Origin of the sequence: Myroides sp. C6-3 (assembly GCF_050522425.1) — a bacterium.
Lineage (GTDB): Bacteria > Bacteroidota > Bacteroidia > Flavobacteriales > Flavobacteriaceae > Flavobacterium.
Genome location: NZ_JBMVQP010000024.1, coordinates 1 through 15,686 on the forward strand (window position 1 = coordinate 1; position 15,686 = coordinate 15,686).

Genomic DNA, 15,686 nt, shown 5'->3' on the forward strand with positions numbered 1-15,686 from the left:
AAAAAATAGAGGGATTTCCCTGTAAAAAAAATGTTAAATTATACTATTTAAGTATAAATTCAATTAAAATACACTTTCTAAGTAAAATAAAAAAGGGCTGTCTTTTTGAGACAGCCCTTTTTTTATTTAGAAAAAATCTATTAAAGTTCAAATGCTTTTTTCGGATTATTATCAAGTAGTAATTCCATTGGGTTTTCTAAAGCTTCTTTCACAGCCACTAAGAAACCAACTGACTCACGTCCGTCGATGATACGGTGGTCATACGATAATGCCACGTACATCATTGGGTGAATTTCAACTTTACCATTTACTGCGATTGGACGCTCAATAATGTTGTGCATGCCCAAGATTCCAGATTGTGGAGGGTTGATAATTGGCGTAGATAACATCGATCCAAATACACCACCATTCGTGATTGTAAATGTACCTCCTGTCATTTCATCCACGGTAATTTGTCCATCACGAGCTCTTGTAGCTAATCGTTTAATTTCAGCTTCAACGCCGCGGAAAGACAATAATTCAGCGTTGCGAACAACAGGAACCATTAATCCTTTTGGACCGGATACTGCAATTGAAATATCGCAGAAGTCATATTTAATTTGCTCTTGACCGTCGATCATCGAGTTTACGTCTGGATATAATTCTAAAGCACGAGTAACTGCTTTAGTAAAGAAAGACATGAATCCTAAACCAACACCGTGTTTCGCTTTAAAAGCGTCTTTATATTCGCTTCTTAGCTTGTTTACGTTTGTTAAGTTAACTTCATTAAACGTCGTTAACATCGCTGTTGTGTTTTTAGCTTCAACCAAACGCTCTGCTACTTTACGACGTAACATAGACATTTTTTTGCGCTCTTCACCTCTTGGCCCACCAGTTGGAGTTCCCATAGCGTGCTTAGCGTTTAAAGCATCTTCTTTCGTGATTCTACCATCTTTTCCTGTTCCAGCAACTGAAGCAGGATCAATATTTTTCTCATCTAATATTTTTTTGGCAGCTGGAGAAGCTGAACCTGTTGCATAAGTAGCTGCTGCAGGTGCTTGTACTGGCTCTGCCTTAGGAGCTTCCGCTTTTGGAGCCTCTGCTGCTGGCTTAGCTTCTGTAGAAGAACCTCCCGCTGGTTTTGCTGCGCCGGTATCGATTAAACAAACCACTTGACCTACCGCTACTGCGTCACCTTCTTCTGCTTTTAAAGTAATGATTCCGCTTGCTTCAGCAGGCAATTCTAATGTTGCTTTATCTGAATCAACCTCAGCAATTGCTTGGTCTTTTTCAACATAGTCTCCATCTTTTACCAACCAAGTAGCAATTTCAACCTCTGTAATTGATTCACCTGGTGAAGGAACTTTCATTTCTAAGATGCTCATCGTATATTCTTTAATTAAATATTGTTATGTAAAAATACTCTTTTTTTATTATAAGTTCTTATTAAAAACTTTTTCAACTGCATAAGCGAAACGCTTTTTAGAACGCGTTGAACTTCCTGAAGCTGGTGCACTATACGCTTTAGTACCTGCATAACGCAATGGCTTCTCTTCAAAGTTCATCAACATATAGCTATAAGCCCCCATGTTTTTCGGTTCTTCTTGTGCCCAAACAAAATCATCTGCATTTGGATAAGAAGCAATTACAGCTTTAATTTGCTCAATTGGCAAAGGGAATAATTGTTCTAAACGCACAAATGCGATATCTTCTCTTCCTAATTCTTCTCTTTTTGCCACTAAATCATAGTAGAACTTACCTGAACAGAAGACCAATGATTTTACTTTTGCTTTATCTACTCCTGCGTCGTCGATAACATATTGGAACTTACCATCCGTAAAATCGCTAATTGTTGACGTTGCCATTGGATGTCTCAACAAGCTCTTTGGCGACATTACAATTAAAGGTTTTCTGAAATCAGTTACCATTTGTCTGCGCATCAAGTGGAAGAAGTTGGCAGGTGTTGTACAGTTTGCTACAAACATATTGTGCTCTGCACATAGCTGTAAGTAACGCTCTAAACGCGCTGAAGAGTGTTCTGCACCCTGGTTTTCATATCCGTGAGGCAACAACATCACCAACCCATTTTGGCTACTCCATTTATCCTCTGCAGCAGAAATATATTGATCCAACATAATTTGTGCTCCATTGGAGAAGTCACCAAATTGAGCTTCCCAAATAGTCAACGTATTAGGGTTTGTCAACGCATACCCATATTCGAATCCTAAAACAGCATATTCCGACAACAATGAGTTATAAATTCTCATTTGACCTTTTTGCTCTTTCAATTGATTCAACAAGATGATTGACTCTTCCGTATCCTCTGTTTTTACTACAGCATGACGATGAGAAAACGTACCGCGCTCTACATCTTGTCCTGACATACGCACATCGTATCCTTGAGAAATCAAAGATCCATAAGCCAATAATTCACCCATTGCCCAGTCTAACTTGTCCTGCTCAAAGAACATCGTTTTGCGGTCTCCGATTAGGCGTTTTACTTTATTGATGAATTTCTTGTCTTCTGGCAATGCTGTGATTACTTCAGCAATATCCGTTAATAATTGTTTAGACACCTTGGTATCATAATCAACAACCATTGCTTTTTCATCCACAATTTTGAATTCTTTCCAGTTTTCTTGCATGAATGTTCGGATCTTAGCGAACTCATTTTCACGAGAAATCTGTAGATCTTGCTCTAATACATCTTTGTATTGTTGCTCTAAGTCTTTCACAAAACTCTCATCGACAATTTTATCCTCTAACAATCTTGCGTTGTAGATATTTCTTGCGTTAGGGTGTTTTGCAATTAACTTATATAATAAAGGTTGAGTGAATTTTGGTTCATCCCCCTCATTGTGTCCATACTTACGGTATCCTACTAAATCGATGAATACATCTCTACCAAACGTCATGCGGTATTCTAAAGCGAATAAGAACGCGCGTACAGCTGCTTCTGTATCATCCGCATTAACGTGTAACACAGGTGAAGCAGTAACTTTAGCAATATCAGTTGAATAAATAGAAGAACGACCATCTGTAAAGTTTGTTGTAAAACCAACTTGGTTGTTTAATACTATGTGGATTGTACCTTCTGTTTTATACCCTCTTAATTGAGCCATTTGCACAATTTCATACACAATTCCTTGGCCTGAAATAGCTGCATCACCGTGTAAAGCGATAGGCAATACTTTAGAAGGTTGATTCGTGTAAACCGTATCTTGTTTTGCTCTTGCAATTCCTTCGATTACCGCACCAACAGTCTCCAAGTGAGAAGGGTTTGGCGTTAAGTTTACGTGGATATCTTTTCCTGCACGTGTTTTACGTGTAGAGCTTAATCCCAAGTGATATTTTACGTCTCCGTCGAATCCTTCTACTGTATCGTAGTCTTTTCCGTCAAATTCCGAGAAGATTTCTTGGGTTGGTTTTTTAAATACGTTCGCTAAAACGTTCAAACGACCTCTGTGAGCCATACCCACAACAATTTCCTCCACTCCTTTTTCAGCAGCAGATTCAATTAAAAAGTCCATCGCTGGAATAGCGGCTTCTAATCCTTCAAGGGAGAAGCGCTTTTGTCCTACATATTTCGTATTCAAGAAATTTTCAAAAGAAACCGCTTCAATTAATTTGTGTAGGATTTCTTTTTTCTCTTCTGAATTAAATTTTGCTTCTGGGATTTCGAAGTGATCTTGAATCCAATTCACTTCTTTTTCGTCTGTAATATATTTAAACTCAATACCTAAAGTACCGCAGTAAATTTTCTCTAATTGGGCAATAATTTCCGCTAAGGTAGCCGTTGATAACTGCAAGGCTTTAGCCGCATCAAACTTTGTACTTAAATCCGCCGCTGATAAGCCAAATTTCTCCAAGCTTAAATCAGGGTGAACTACTCTTCTCTCTCTAAGCGGATTAGTTTTGGTCAATAGATGTCCATAAGTCCTGTAAGCGTCGATTAACTTCAGTACAGCTAACTCTTTTGCAATTTGGCTTGTATCTACTGAATTACCTGTATTTGAACCACTTGTTGGGGATGAAACGTACGTTACTTTTTCAACTGTGCCATCATTAAATTCGTTTGCAAAATCGAACCCTTGAAAGAAGGCTCTCCAACTTGGTTCTACGCTATCTGGATTTTCTAAATATTGATCATACAAATCTGCAAAAAATGCAGTGTGTGCCGCGTTTAAAAAGGAAAATCTATCCATAATTTTCGTCTAAAGACCTATTGATTAAATATTATATATACAAAAATACAACTCTTTGATTACAAAAGTATAAACTTTTTCTTATTTTTATCTCACAACAATTTCATAAAACAGCTATGAGAAGATTTTATGTCAAAAAAATGAGTGTTTTATTCATTTTTTCATTTTTTTTATTGTCCAATTTTTCACTTTTTGCACAACAAAACCGAAATAACTCCGAAAATTACGATTCTGTCAAAAAATGGAGATTTGGAGGAGGTTTTGGTTTGGGCTTCGGCAGTGGCTATACAGATGTGATGTTAGCACCGAGTGCCCTGTACCAGGTAAATCCTTATTTCAGCGTAGGTGTAGGTTTACAAGGAAGCTATATCAATAGCAAAGACCGCTCTTTTTACTACAGTAATGTAAAAGAATATCAGTCTTGGATTTACGGAGGAAGCTTACTTGTCTTAGCTAATCCTATCCCTCAGCTGCAATTATCTGCTGAATTAGAACAATTGCGCGTGAACAACACCTATACCTATAAACAAGATTTACACAAGTTGGATGCTAACTTTTGGAATACTGCTTTATTTTTGGGTGCTGGTTACAGTAGTGGACCTGCTACTGTAGGAGTGCGATACAATGTTCTATACAAGGAAAAAGACATGGTATACGGCAGTGCGCTTATGCCTTTTATTCGCATCTATTTCTAAGAACACTTTTATAAGGTACAAAAAAAGAGCCGATTCTACAAATCGGCTCTTTTTTTATCGTGTAAAATACTCCTTATTCTTTTGACAAATTTGTTCGAAAGTACACCTTTTGAAACTCTCGTTTTACAATAAGGTAGGTCAATTGTTGAAAGTAATTGAACACATCGCCTTCTTCTATTGCGCGAATATCGCGTTCTGCAACATCGATGCGATACAACAGCATAGACAACTTAGCTGGGGTACGCGCTGCAATACTTTCGAGAAGTTCTTGAATTTGCTGTACAAGTTCAAGAGGAGTTGATGCGGAAAATGTCAGGTCCTCCTCTACGCTCATTCTAAAATCACGTTCTATTTGTTGTACTAGTTGTTCAAATAAATCCTGCTCTTTTAATTGATTTTCGAGATAAGTTACTGCTACTTCCATCTTGTTCTTACATTTGTCTATTCATTAATTCCTTACTAAAAACACGAAGTAGTTCTTTTTTATCTTCGTCTATCGCTAAATCAGCTAAAATGTGTAAGGCTTCTTCTGTATATTGTTCAATCAACTGTAGCGAAGCTTCTTGTGAACCCGTTTCTACAAACAATTGTTTCACGCTTGAGATCTTCTGCTCTTCATCCACACATGCTACGGAAGCATAGAATCCCTCCAATGCCTCTCTCTGCGTTGGATTCGCATTCTCTAACGCTTTTAGGTACAAAAACGTTTTTTTATTTTCTAAGATATCTCCTCCAATGCGCTTACCAAATGTAGCTTCGTCTCCAAAGGCATCCAAATGGTCATCCAATAATTGGAAGGCAATTCCCAAATTCAATCCAAAATTGTAAATCTGATCGCCATTTTCCGCGGTAGTTTGAGCCACGATAGCTCCCATTTTAAGCGCTGCAGCCACTAAAACAGCTGTTTTGTACTCGATCATTTTGATGTACTGTTCAATTTTCACATCCGAACGACCTTCAAAACAAATGTCATACTGCTGTCCTTCACAAACCTGAATCGCTGTTTTACTAAACAACTTCGCCAAATCTCTAAAAACAACAGGCTCATAATACTCAAAATATTGATACGCCAAGATCAACATGGCATCCCCAGATAGAATAGCCGTGTTAACATCCCATTTCTCGTGTACCGTTTGATGTCCTCTTCGAAGAGAAGCATCGTCCATGATATCATCATGCATCAAAGAAAAGTTGTGAAACAATTCGATAGCTGTAGCTGCTTGGATCGCTTTTGCTGGATCTTCATTAAAAACATCAGCCGCCATTAAGGTTAGAACAGGTCTAATTTGCTTTCCCCCTAAAGAAAGAATATACGAAATAGGTTCATAAAGTTCTATCGGTTGTCCGTCTAATTGTATTGAATTAAGATATGACGCTATCTGTTCTTTATATTTTACTATTGATTGCATGTTCAAATAAAATTTAGGTAAAAATACGCGTTTTTTAAAGACTTTCCGTTTCTTGCCGTATCCTCACCATTTAACAGGCGCAAATATCTTAAAAATAGATCAGTTAACCATCAATTTTCCAATAAAAACACACCCTCTACTACTGCTTTTATCTTTTTCAAACTTGGAAATCCCTGTTCCTTCTCGCCTTATATCTCTTTTTTACAACAACGCTCATCAAGGAAACTCCTAACCTAGTTAAAGTTTTCTTAATTAAAAGGAAACTATAACACTAATAAAGTTTCCGTATTATATTTGCCCCTTTAAAAATACGATTCATGGAAACCGCAATACTAGAAAAAGCAACCCATTTATTTTTATCCCAAGGATTTAAAAGTATAACAATGGACGATATAGCAGCAGAACTTTCTATATCCAAGAAAACAATCTATCAACACTATGCATCCAAACCTGAACTCATTGAAAAAAGTTTAGTCTACATTAACGAGAAATTCCTAAAATCTCTTGAAACAGTTATTACACAAAATAGAACAGCAATAGCGGAAATGATAGCCGCACACAACAGCATGAATGAGGTATTCGCGATTGAATCTTCTGTTTGTTTGTACCAATTAAACAAATACTATCCGAAGATTGCACTCAAACAAAAGACGTATCACAAGAAAAAATACGTGGGTATTATAGAGCGCAATTTAGAAAAGGGAATTCGAGAAGGCGTTTATCGCTCTAATTTAGATGTAGAATTTACGGCTCGTTTACACATCGCTTCCATTGTCTTAATCGATGACCACGATTATTTTGAGCCAGAAGAATACACGCATATGCAGCTACACGCCTTGCACCTCGATCATCAAATTAGAAGTATTGCCACAGAAAAAGGACTTAAACAATACTTAGAACTCAAAGAAAGCATTAAAAATGAATAAATCCCTAACGACCTTATGCTGTCTATTTCTTTCTTGTAGCCTATGGGCACAAGCCCCTGTTTTAACGTTAAAAGATGCGCTACACTATGCTTTAGTTCACAAAGCAGAAGCCAAACAAGCCAACTTAGACATTGAAAATAGCGACTATCAGATTCAAGAAGTAAAATCGAACGCTTTACCTCATCTCAATGTAGAGGCCAATCTTGCCAACAACGTCAAGATTCAGGAAATGCCTTTAACCATGGGCGGGCAAACGCAAATGATTCCGTTCAATCTAAAGTGGAATTCTCAAATTACAGCTACTGCTTCTCAAATTCTATTCAATCAGACGGTTTTTATGGGGTTAAAAGCGGCGCGTTCGGCCAAAGAGTTTTACATCATCAACAAGGAACTAACGGATGAGCAAATCATTGAAAAAGTAGCTTCGACCTACTATCAGGTATTTCAATCCAAGGCGATGCTGCAAACACTAGAAACAACCATTAGCAGTACGACGCACATCAAAAACATCATCGAGGACTTACACCGCAACGGCTTAGCTACTCAGATTGACTTAGACCGAACTAAGGTGAGCCTAAGTAATCTAAAAGCCAATAAACAACAGGTAATCAACGCGGTAGAACTACAGCAAAATGCGTTAAAATTCTTTATGGGAATGGATTTATCAACTGCAATTCAACTACCTGAGAACACGTTTACCCTTGATGAAAGTACGGTATTGACTGAAAACAACATTGACTCCCGTACGGAAATTCACCTATTGGAAAAACAAAAAGAATTACTCGCTTATAAGTTGAAGTCTATTCAAGCCGATTACTATCCTTCACTTGCAGCCTTCGGAACCTTTGGTTATCAAGGTATGGGAGATAAATTTCCTTGGGGTAATAAACCAAGTGATGGTGTATTTTGGACGAGTGCATCAGCTGTGGGCATTTCGCTAAAGCTACCTATTTTTAATGGTTTTGAAACTAGAGCAAAAGTTAGACAAGCAAAAGTAGATATGCGAAAAATTGACGTGCAGTTAGAAGATACCAAACAAGCACTTACACTAGACTTTGTCAATGCACAAAAGTCAATTGAAAATGCCTTAATCACCATCAATATTCAAAAGGAAAATGTTGATTTAGCCAAGAGTATCTTGACGAATATGCAAAACAACTACAAACACGGTTTAGCCACCTTGACAGATTTATTGAATGCAGAAAATGCTTATACAGAAGCAGAAAACAACTATACGACAGCATTGTTGGATTTTAAATTGGCTGAGATTCAAATTATCAAATCGCAAGGAGCATTAAAAACATTACTTGACTAATTCACTATCTAATTTCGAAACAACCATGAAAAAAATAATTACAGCTTTAGTCTTTATCGCCTTGATTGGTGGGACTGTCTATATCTTAAATCGAAATAAATCAAACAACGATGCAGAGACTGCAATCGTAGCGGAACAGCAGGCAACGATTACAGTTCGCGTGGAAAAAGCAACCGTACAGGTTATTGATGCCAATTATAAAGCCAATGGAAACTTTGTTCCCTATCAAGAAGTAACACTAGCTGCTGAAACTCCTGGACGTGTTGTAAAACTCCTGGTAGACGAAGGAGCACAAGTGCGCAAAGGACAAGTTTTAGCTCTAGTTAACAGCGATCAGATCAAAGTACAAGTACGCAATGCAGAGGCTGCCTATGCCACAGCAAAAGCAGATGCAGCACGTTTTGAAAGTGCCTATACAACTGGTGGAGTAACCCAACAACAACTAGATCAAGTGCAGTTGATGGTACAAAATGCGGAGGCCAATTTAAAATCGGCTCAAATTACCGCTGGAGATGCCCACATCAAAGCACCAATCGATGGGATTATCAATAAAAAACACGTCGAACAAGGAAGCTTTGTTGCTCCTGGTGCACCGATTTTTGACCTTGTCAATGTCAATCAGCTCAAGCTGAGAGTAAATGTAGATGAAAATCACGTCGCCAACTTAAAAGAAGGAGATAAGATCGAAGTAAAAGCCAGCGTATTTCCCAATGATCAATTCGAGGGAATCGTAACTTTTATCGCTCCAAAAGCAGATGCGGCCCTAAATTATCCCGTAGATCTATTGTTGACCAACAACAAAGACAATAAGCTGAGAGCAGGGATGTATGGTTCGGCTTATTTTGATGCTGATAAAAATCAAGATACCCCGCTTCTACTTGTTCCGCGCAATGCCTTCGTTGGCAGTGTAAGTTCAAATTTAATTTACCGTGTGATCGACAACAAAGCAGTAGCCACTCAAGTTGTATCAGGGAGAAATTTAGGTGATTTTGTCGAGATCCTCGATGGATTAAAAGAAGGTGAAGTTGTAATTACCTCTGGACAAATCAACCTAACAGACCAAGCCCCAGTATCTATTATTAAATAACGCCCTAAACCAAGGGATTGACATATGAAAATAGCCGAAATATCCATCAAGCGTCCGAGTATCATCATTGTGCTCTTTATAGCTCTTTTACTCGGAGGTATATTTAGTTATAAAAACCTGAGTTACGAATTAATTCCCAAGTTTGAAGTGAACGTGATTACTGTCGCAACAGTATATCCAGGAGCTTCTCCTTCGGAAATTGAAAACACCGTGACCAAGAAGATTGAAGACGCCGTTGCATCGCTGGAAAATGTAAAAAAAGTAGAAGCCTTGTCTTTCGAGAGCTTATCTACGGTTATGATTTACTTGACATCAGAAGCGAATGTAGACTTATCCTTAAACGATGCCCAACGCAAAATCAATGCGATCTTAAAAGACTTACCGAAAGACGTTGATCCTCCTTCCTTACAGAAATACTCTCTGAGTGATTTGCCAATTATGACACTTAGTGTAACGAGTAATCTAACAGAAAAAGAATTATACGACTTACTAGACAAGAAGATTCAGCCTATTTTTTCCCGTGTAGCTGGAGTAGCTAAAGTAGAATTAGTTGGTGGAGAAGAAAGAGAGATTCAAGTCTTACTCGATCCTAAGAAAATTGAAGCCTATGGCTTGAGTGTACCAATGGTACAACAAGCGGTATTAAGTTCTAACTTAGATTTCCCCACTGGAAGTGTAAAATCCGGAGACAAGCAAACCCTTATTCGCTTAGCAGGTAAATACAAAGACATCGATGAGATGCGAAACTTAGTCATTGCTTCCCAAGGCGGAATAGACATCCGATTAAGCGATATTGCCGATGTACAAGACGGAATTAAAGAAGTAGAAAAGATTGCGCGTTTAAATCAGCAATCGACTATTTTGATGCAAGTCATCAAGCAATCAGATGCCAATGCAGTAACGGTAAGTGAATTGACCCAACAATCCATTGCTGAAGTAGAAAAAAACTACGCTGATATTCAGCTAAACATCAAAACGGCAAATGATTCCTCCCAGTTTACATTAGAAGCAGCGAATGCTGTAATGTTTGACTTGTTCTTGGCGATTGTTTTAGTGGCTTTTGTGATGCTATTTTTCTTACATAGCTTTAGAAATGCCTTAATTGTAATGGTTGCGATTCCCCTATCGTTGGTCGCTACTTTTATCGGGATTTACCTTTTGGGTTATTCCTTAAACTTACTGAGTTTACTAGCCCTTTCTTTGGTTGTTGGTATTCTAGTAGACGATGCCATTGTGGTTATTGAGAATATCCACCGCCACATGGAAATGGGAAAGAACAAAATACGCGCCTCTTATGATGGAGCAAAAGAAATTGGTTTTACTGTAACGGCAATTACGCTCGTTATTGTTGTTGTATTCTTACCTATTGCTATGTCTTCAGGTTTAGTACCAAATATCATTAAACAGTTCTGTGTGACTGTAATTATAGCAACCATGCTCTCCTTATTGGTATCCTTTACTATTGTACCTTGGTTATTCTCAAGATATGGTAAGATTGAGGTTATCCAACCAACCTCTTTCTTTGGAAAGATTTTACATGGATTTGAAAAAGGCTTAACCTCTTTCACTCACAGTATCTCAGGTCTATTGGTATGGTCCTTAAACTCAACAAAAAACACGGTGATTGTATTGATTATTGTAGCGTTGGCCTTTTTTGGATCTTTAGCACTTCCCTCTTTGGGATATGTTGGAGGAGAATTCTTTCCGAAAACAGATAAAGGAGAATTCTTAGTACAGTTGGAATTAGACAAAGATGCGTCTGTACAACAGACCAACCGTATGACACAAAAAGCAGAAGCTTTTTTGCGTACGAAGCCTGAAGTAGTAGATATGATTACAACCGTTGGACAATCTTCAGAAGGATACGGAGGAAGTCAGGCAACCAAATACAAATCAGAGATTCACGTTATCTTAACGGATAAAAAAGAACGAAGCGAGAGCTCCTTTGTTTATGCAGCAAAGTTGAAAAAAGAACTAGCTCCTTTGATGGTTGGTGTAAAAGTAAAAACAGTACCCGTTGGATTAATTGGTGCGGAAGAAGCTCCCTTAGCGCTGACTGTTACAGGATCAAACTTGGATGACGCGATGGAGTTTGCTATTCAAGCCAAAGCCTTATTAGATCAAATACCTGGTACGATGGAAACCAAGCTAACTACGGAAACAGGTAGCCCCGAAATCAACGTTCAAGTAGATCGCGATAAAATGGCTGCTCTTGGTTTAGATATGTACACGGTAGGGATGACCATGCAAACGGCCTTTAACGGAAATACGGATGGTAAATATAGAGCAGGTGAGTATGAATACGACATCAACATACGCTTTCAAGAATATGCCAGAACAACCATAGAAGATGTAAAAACGATTAATTTTAAAAACAACCAAGGACAAGATGTAAAGCTTGAACAATTTGCAACAGTAAGTTATAGTTCAGGTCCTTCCATTTTAGAGCGAAGAGACAAGAGTCCTTCTGTTACAATCAAGTCGCAAACCATTGGTCGTTCTCCTGGAGATATCGCCAACGAATGGTTGCCTCAATTTGACCAATTAACCTTAAAACCAGGGGTAAAATACCAATGGACGGGAACCATGGAAGATCAAGAAGAGGGATTTGGTACCTTAGGAGTTGCGTTGTTAGCTGCTATTATTTTAGTTTATCTAGTAATGGTCGCTTTGTATGACAGTTTTTCTAAACCGTTTATCGTGATCTTTTCTGTACCGCTATCCTTCATTGGAGCCTTATTAGCCTTAGCTATCGCTAATATTTCCTTGAATATATTCACTATTTTAGGAATCATTATGCTAATCGGACTAGTGTGTAAGAATGCGATCTTACTGGTCGATTTTGCCAACCACAGAGTAGAATCAGGTGACAGTGTTCACGACGCCTTAATCGCAGCCAACCATGCACGTTTACGTCCAATTTTGATGACGACAATTGCCATGGTCATCGGAATGGTGCCAATTGCCTTAGCAAGTGGCGCAGGGGCTGAAATGAACAACGGATTAGCCGTAGTAATCATAGGTGGTTTATTATCTTCTCTTTTGTTAACCTTGGTTATTGTGCCGATTATCTATTCTATTTTTGACAAAATAGGCAAGCGTTTCGGTCAAAAAGAAAAGATCGATTACCAAGCAGAAATGGAATCAGATTACGAACCAAACCACAATTTTGTAGATCATCACTAGGAGTGCTTCCTCGTTGACCTAAATAAAACAATTCACAATAGAGTAGAAAATAATTTTCTACTCTATTTTTTTTTCTTAACCTAAAACAAGTTTTTTATCCCTCGTACTTCTTATTTTTATCCCCTTAACTATGTTACTTTATTGTGAAGAATAATTATATACAATCCTACTCTATTGAAGATATCTTAAATCGATACGAACGCTTTATTGTAGACAAGCGATTAGCCGTTGTAGAAATTGGTCCTAAACACAGTCAATATTTTGTCATTGGCAAACCGTATACGTTTGCTTCCTTTGGTTTAATCCTCATTACATCTGGAGAATGTGAGATTACCATTAATTTAGAACCAACAAAAGTGAAAAAAAACGATATTCTCGTTGTTTTACCTCAACAGTTTTTTGAAATTATTCAGTACACTAAAGATTTTAGTGTACAAGCTTTCTTTGCAAGTGGGGAACTATTTTTGGATGCAGGTTTTCATCTAAAATCCAATAACCTCATCCAGTTTTTTTCTTCTCAATACCCCAAAATCTTATCGTTAAACAGCTATTTGATCAAAGAGCTCAACTATCACATGAAGCGATTAAAAAAGCTCGTTTTTGATCAAGATAATATGTTTACCCCTCAATTGATTCTACATCATTTTTCTATTTTGATGTATGAATTAGGTCATTTTTACAATAAACGCGTTTTAGCTAAAACTGGAAAAAAGACGCTTCGAAAAGAAGAATTAACCAAAAACTTTCTTCTACTCGTCTCGTCTCACTTTAAAAAAGAAAGAAGTGTGCAATTCTATGCAGACCATATGTTCATTAGTAGAAAACACTTGACCAAAGTCATTACAGAAATCTTCGGCAAAACGCCAAAAGACATCATAGTAGAATCGATCATTCTCGAAGCCAAAATACTTTTAAAGAACCCCAATAATTCCATTACTTCTGTCGCCAGTGAACTTAATTTTCAAGACGTTGCGTTGTTTAGTAAATTTTTTAAAAACAGTACGGGAATTTCACCTCGCGAGTTTAAGTTAATAAATTAACATTTTAAATAATTTATGCGTCTTTTAGGCAAGTTATACCGTTTATTTAACTACTGATATTTCCTCAAAAATAGCGAGATTTGAGTTCTTTAATGGGGAAATCACTGCATTAAAGGGAAGTAATTATTATTTGCATATAAGACGCAAAACTCACAAAGATGTTGAAGAATAAACAACAATATGCTCAAATCACAGCCATTGGAGGGTATCTCCCAAAGAAGAAGCGAACCAATGCCGATTTAGAACGTTTATCAGACACTTCTGATGAATGGATTATGAAGAGAACGGGAATTAAGGAGAGACGAATTTTAGAAGATGGTCTAGCGACATCGGATATGGCTGTAGAAGCCATCAAGGAAATGTGTTCTTCCTATCAAAAAGACATGGCTACAATAGATGCCATACTACTTGCAACTTCTTCCCCAGATATGCCTATGCCCTCGACAGCGAATCTTGTTTGCCATAAATTGGATTTGGCTAATGTATGGGCCTTTGACATGAATGCAGCCTGTTCTGGTTTTTTATATGCCTTAGATATGGGAGCGGCTTTGATCGAAACAGGACGCTATAAAAACGTGGTGGTGGTTGGCGCAGACAAGATTAGCACTTATGTCGATGAAACAGATCGATCCACTAATATTTTATTTGGCGATGGCGCTGGTGCAGTATGGTTAGAACCTTCACTTGAGACAGGAATACGAGACGCTTTGTTGGTTAGCGACGGCAAAGGAATCGAATTTTTAAACATCAAAGGAGGAGGGTCTCTTTATCCGTACGAAACAGACCAATGGAAAGAAGACTACCGTTATTTAAAACAAGACGGCAAAGTGGTTTTCAAAAATGCTGTAACAGCGATGAGTAATACGTGTCAAGCTGTACTAGAACGAAATGACTTGACGATAGACAACGTACAATGGTTAGTGGCTCACCAAGCCAACAAACGCATTATCGATGCCGTAGGAAAAGAACTAGGGATCGAAGAACACAAAGCATTAAGCAATATTGCCTATGCGGGAAATACAATCGCAGCGACAATTCCCCTTTGCATTTGGGAATTTAAAGATCAACTCAAAAAAGGTGATCTACTGCTTTTAACCGCATTTGGTGCTGGATTTTCATGGGGTGCAAGTCTATTACAATGGAATATATAAAACAAAAAGAGGTCTCTAATAGAGACCTCTTTTCCTATAAAATATAAACGATAGGTTTCAGGTTAGATTGCACGCCAATTAAATCAAGTCCTCCGGAAAAGTAATATCCTTCTCTTTCAGATACTCAATAAGTCGTCCGTGCTTTGTTTGCAAATCAGAAGTACAATCACAGGCAATTGGACAAATCTCAAAGGGTGATATCTCTAAAATAGTAGCTATTTCATTGAGCACATCATTCTTTAATTTTGTCTTCCCACTCTCAATATCAGAATATGCTTTTTGAGAAATATTCAGCTTCATTGCCACATATTCTTGTGAAAAACCTAATTCTTTCCTTCTTGTTCGCATTTTTTCTGATTGAAATTTACATTTTTGTGTTGGTGTTTGCATAATAAACCTTGTAGTTTAATAAATTATCTTGCACAAAGGTAACACTTTATTATATTTTAGTTCCATTTTATTAAACTTTATCGTACCTTTGGTTAACATAAACAACAAAATCAATGTCAAGCTTAAAATGAATGATCTGAAATTGAAATTCAAAATTCATATACGCTTAACGAAAAACTGCTTTCCCCAAAAGCAGTTTTTTTTATGTGTTCACTTTTAAGATCTTGTTGTTCGAAATCGGACACTTACTTTTTGCCCTGTTTTTTTTAATATACTAAAATTCAGCGAATTAAAAAAATATAA

Annotated in this window: 12 protein-coding genes; 7 read left to right on the forward strand and 5 right to left on the reverse strand. The window is 37.5% G+C overall.

The genetic code is table 11. The features are described 5' to 3' along the window. Positions 1-140: 140 nt before the first annotated feature. Together odhB and ACPDG9_RS10840 are read right to left on the reverse strand one after the other, a co-directional pair. Entirely contained in the window at positions 141-1,364 is a 1,224-nt protein-coding gene (gene odhB / locus ACPDG9_RS10835; RefSeq protein WP_430527773.1) for a 2-oxoglutarate dehydrogenase complex dihydrolipoyllysine-residue succinyltransferase, read from the reverse strand. Positions 1,365-1,412: 48 nt separating this feature from the next. Continuing rightward, positions 1,413-4,184, reverse strand: coding sequence for a 2-oxoglutarate dehydrogenase E1 component (locus ACPDG9_RS10840; protein ID WP_430527774.1), 2,772 nt, complete (start codon positions 4,182-4,184; stop codon positions 1,413-1,415). A gap of 116 nt (positions 4,185-4,300) precedes the next feature. On the opposite strand from ACPDG9_RS10840, the gene ACPDG9_RS10845 reads away from it, so the two are divergent. Continuing rightward, positions 4,301-4,879, forward strand: a complete 579-nt coding sequence (locus ACPDG9_RS10845) for a hypothetical protein (RefSeq protein WP_430527775.1) — start codon at positions 4,301-4,303, stop codon at positions 4,877-4,879. Between the two features lie 73 nt (positions 4,880-4,952). Here the strand turns inward: ACPDG9_RS10845 and ACPDG9_RS10850 are convergent, their stop codons facing one another. Both ACPDG9_RS10850 and ACPDG9_RS10855 read right to left on the reverse strand, forming a co-directional pair. Then, positions 4,953-5,303 carry a hypothetical protein gene (locus ACPDG9_RS10850; protein ID WP_430527776.1) on the reverse strand — a complete coding sequence of 117 codons (351 nt, stop codon included), beginning with the start codon at positions 5,301-5,303 and terminating at the stop codon, positions 4,953-4,955. Between the two features lie 7 nt (positions 5,304-5,310). Further along, on the reverse strand, positions 5,311-6,288 hold the full coding sequence (locus ACPDG9_RS10855; RefSeq protein WP_430527777.1) for a polyprenyl synthetase family protein: 978 nt from the start codon (positions 6,286-6,288) through the stop codon (positions 5,311-5,313). 317 nt (positions 6,289-6,605) lie between these two features. Between ACPDG9_RS10855 and ACPDG9_RS10860 the strand changes: the two genes are divergently transcribed. From ACPDG9_RS10860 to ACPDG9_RS10885, 6 genes are all read left to right on the forward strand, one after another. After that, on the forward strand, positions 6,606-7,214 hold the full coding sequence (locus ACPDG9_RS10860) for a TetR/AcrR family transcriptional regulator (protein ID WP_430527778.1): 609 nt from the start codon (positions 6,606-6,608) through the stop codon (positions 7,212-7,214). Next, the gene (locus tag ACPDG9_RS10865; protein ID WP_430527779.1) at positions 7,207-8,529 is read left to right on the forward strand and encodes a TolC family protein; all 1,323 of its coding nucleotides are present in this window, start codon (positions 7,207-7,209) and stop codon (positions 8,527-8,529) included. Before ACPDG9_RS10860 ends, ACPDG9_RS10865 begins: the two co-directional genes overlap by 8 nt. Before the next feature lie 25 nt (positions 8,530-8,554). After that, positions 8,555-9,616, forward strand: coding sequence for an efflux RND transporter periplasmic adaptor subunit (locus ACPDG9_RS10870; protein ID WP_430527780.1), 1,062 nt, complete (start codon positions 8,555-8,557; stop codon positions 9,614-9,616). Positions 9,617-9,640: 24 nt separating this feature from the next. Then, positions 9,641-12,802, forward strand: coding sequence for an efflux RND transporter permease subunit (locus tag ACPDG9_RS10875; protein WP_430527781.1), 3,162 nt, complete (start codon positions 9,641-9,643; stop codon positions 12,800-12,802). 143 nt (positions 12,803-12,945) lie between these two features. Then, positions 12,946-13,842 carry a helix-turn-helix domain-containing protein gene (locus ACPDG9_RS10880; RefSeq protein WP_430527782.1) on the forward strand — a complete coding sequence of 299 codons (897 nt, stop codon included), beginning with the start codon at positions 12,946-12,948 and terminating at the stop codon, positions 13,840-13,842. 158 nt (positions 13,843-14,000) lie between these two features. Further along, positions 14,001-14,993 carry a beta-ketoacyl-ACP synthase III gene (locus ACPDG9_RS10885; RefSeq protein ID WP_430527783.1) on the forward strand — a complete coding sequence of 331 codons (993 nt, stop codon included), beginning with the start codon at positions 14,001-14,003 and terminating at the stop codon, positions 14,991-14,993. Positions 14,994-15,071: 78 nt separating this feature from the next. Here ACPDG9_RS10885 and ACPDG9_RS10890 read toward each other — a convergent pair whose 3' ends face one another. Then, on the reverse strand, positions 15,072-15,383 hold the full coding sequence (locus tag ACPDG9_RS10890; RefSeq protein ID WP_430527784.1) for a helix-turn-helix domain-containing protein: 312 nt from the start codon (positions 15,381-15,383) through the stop codon (positions 15,072-15,074). Between the last annotated feature and the right edge of the window lie 303 nt (positions 15,384-15,686).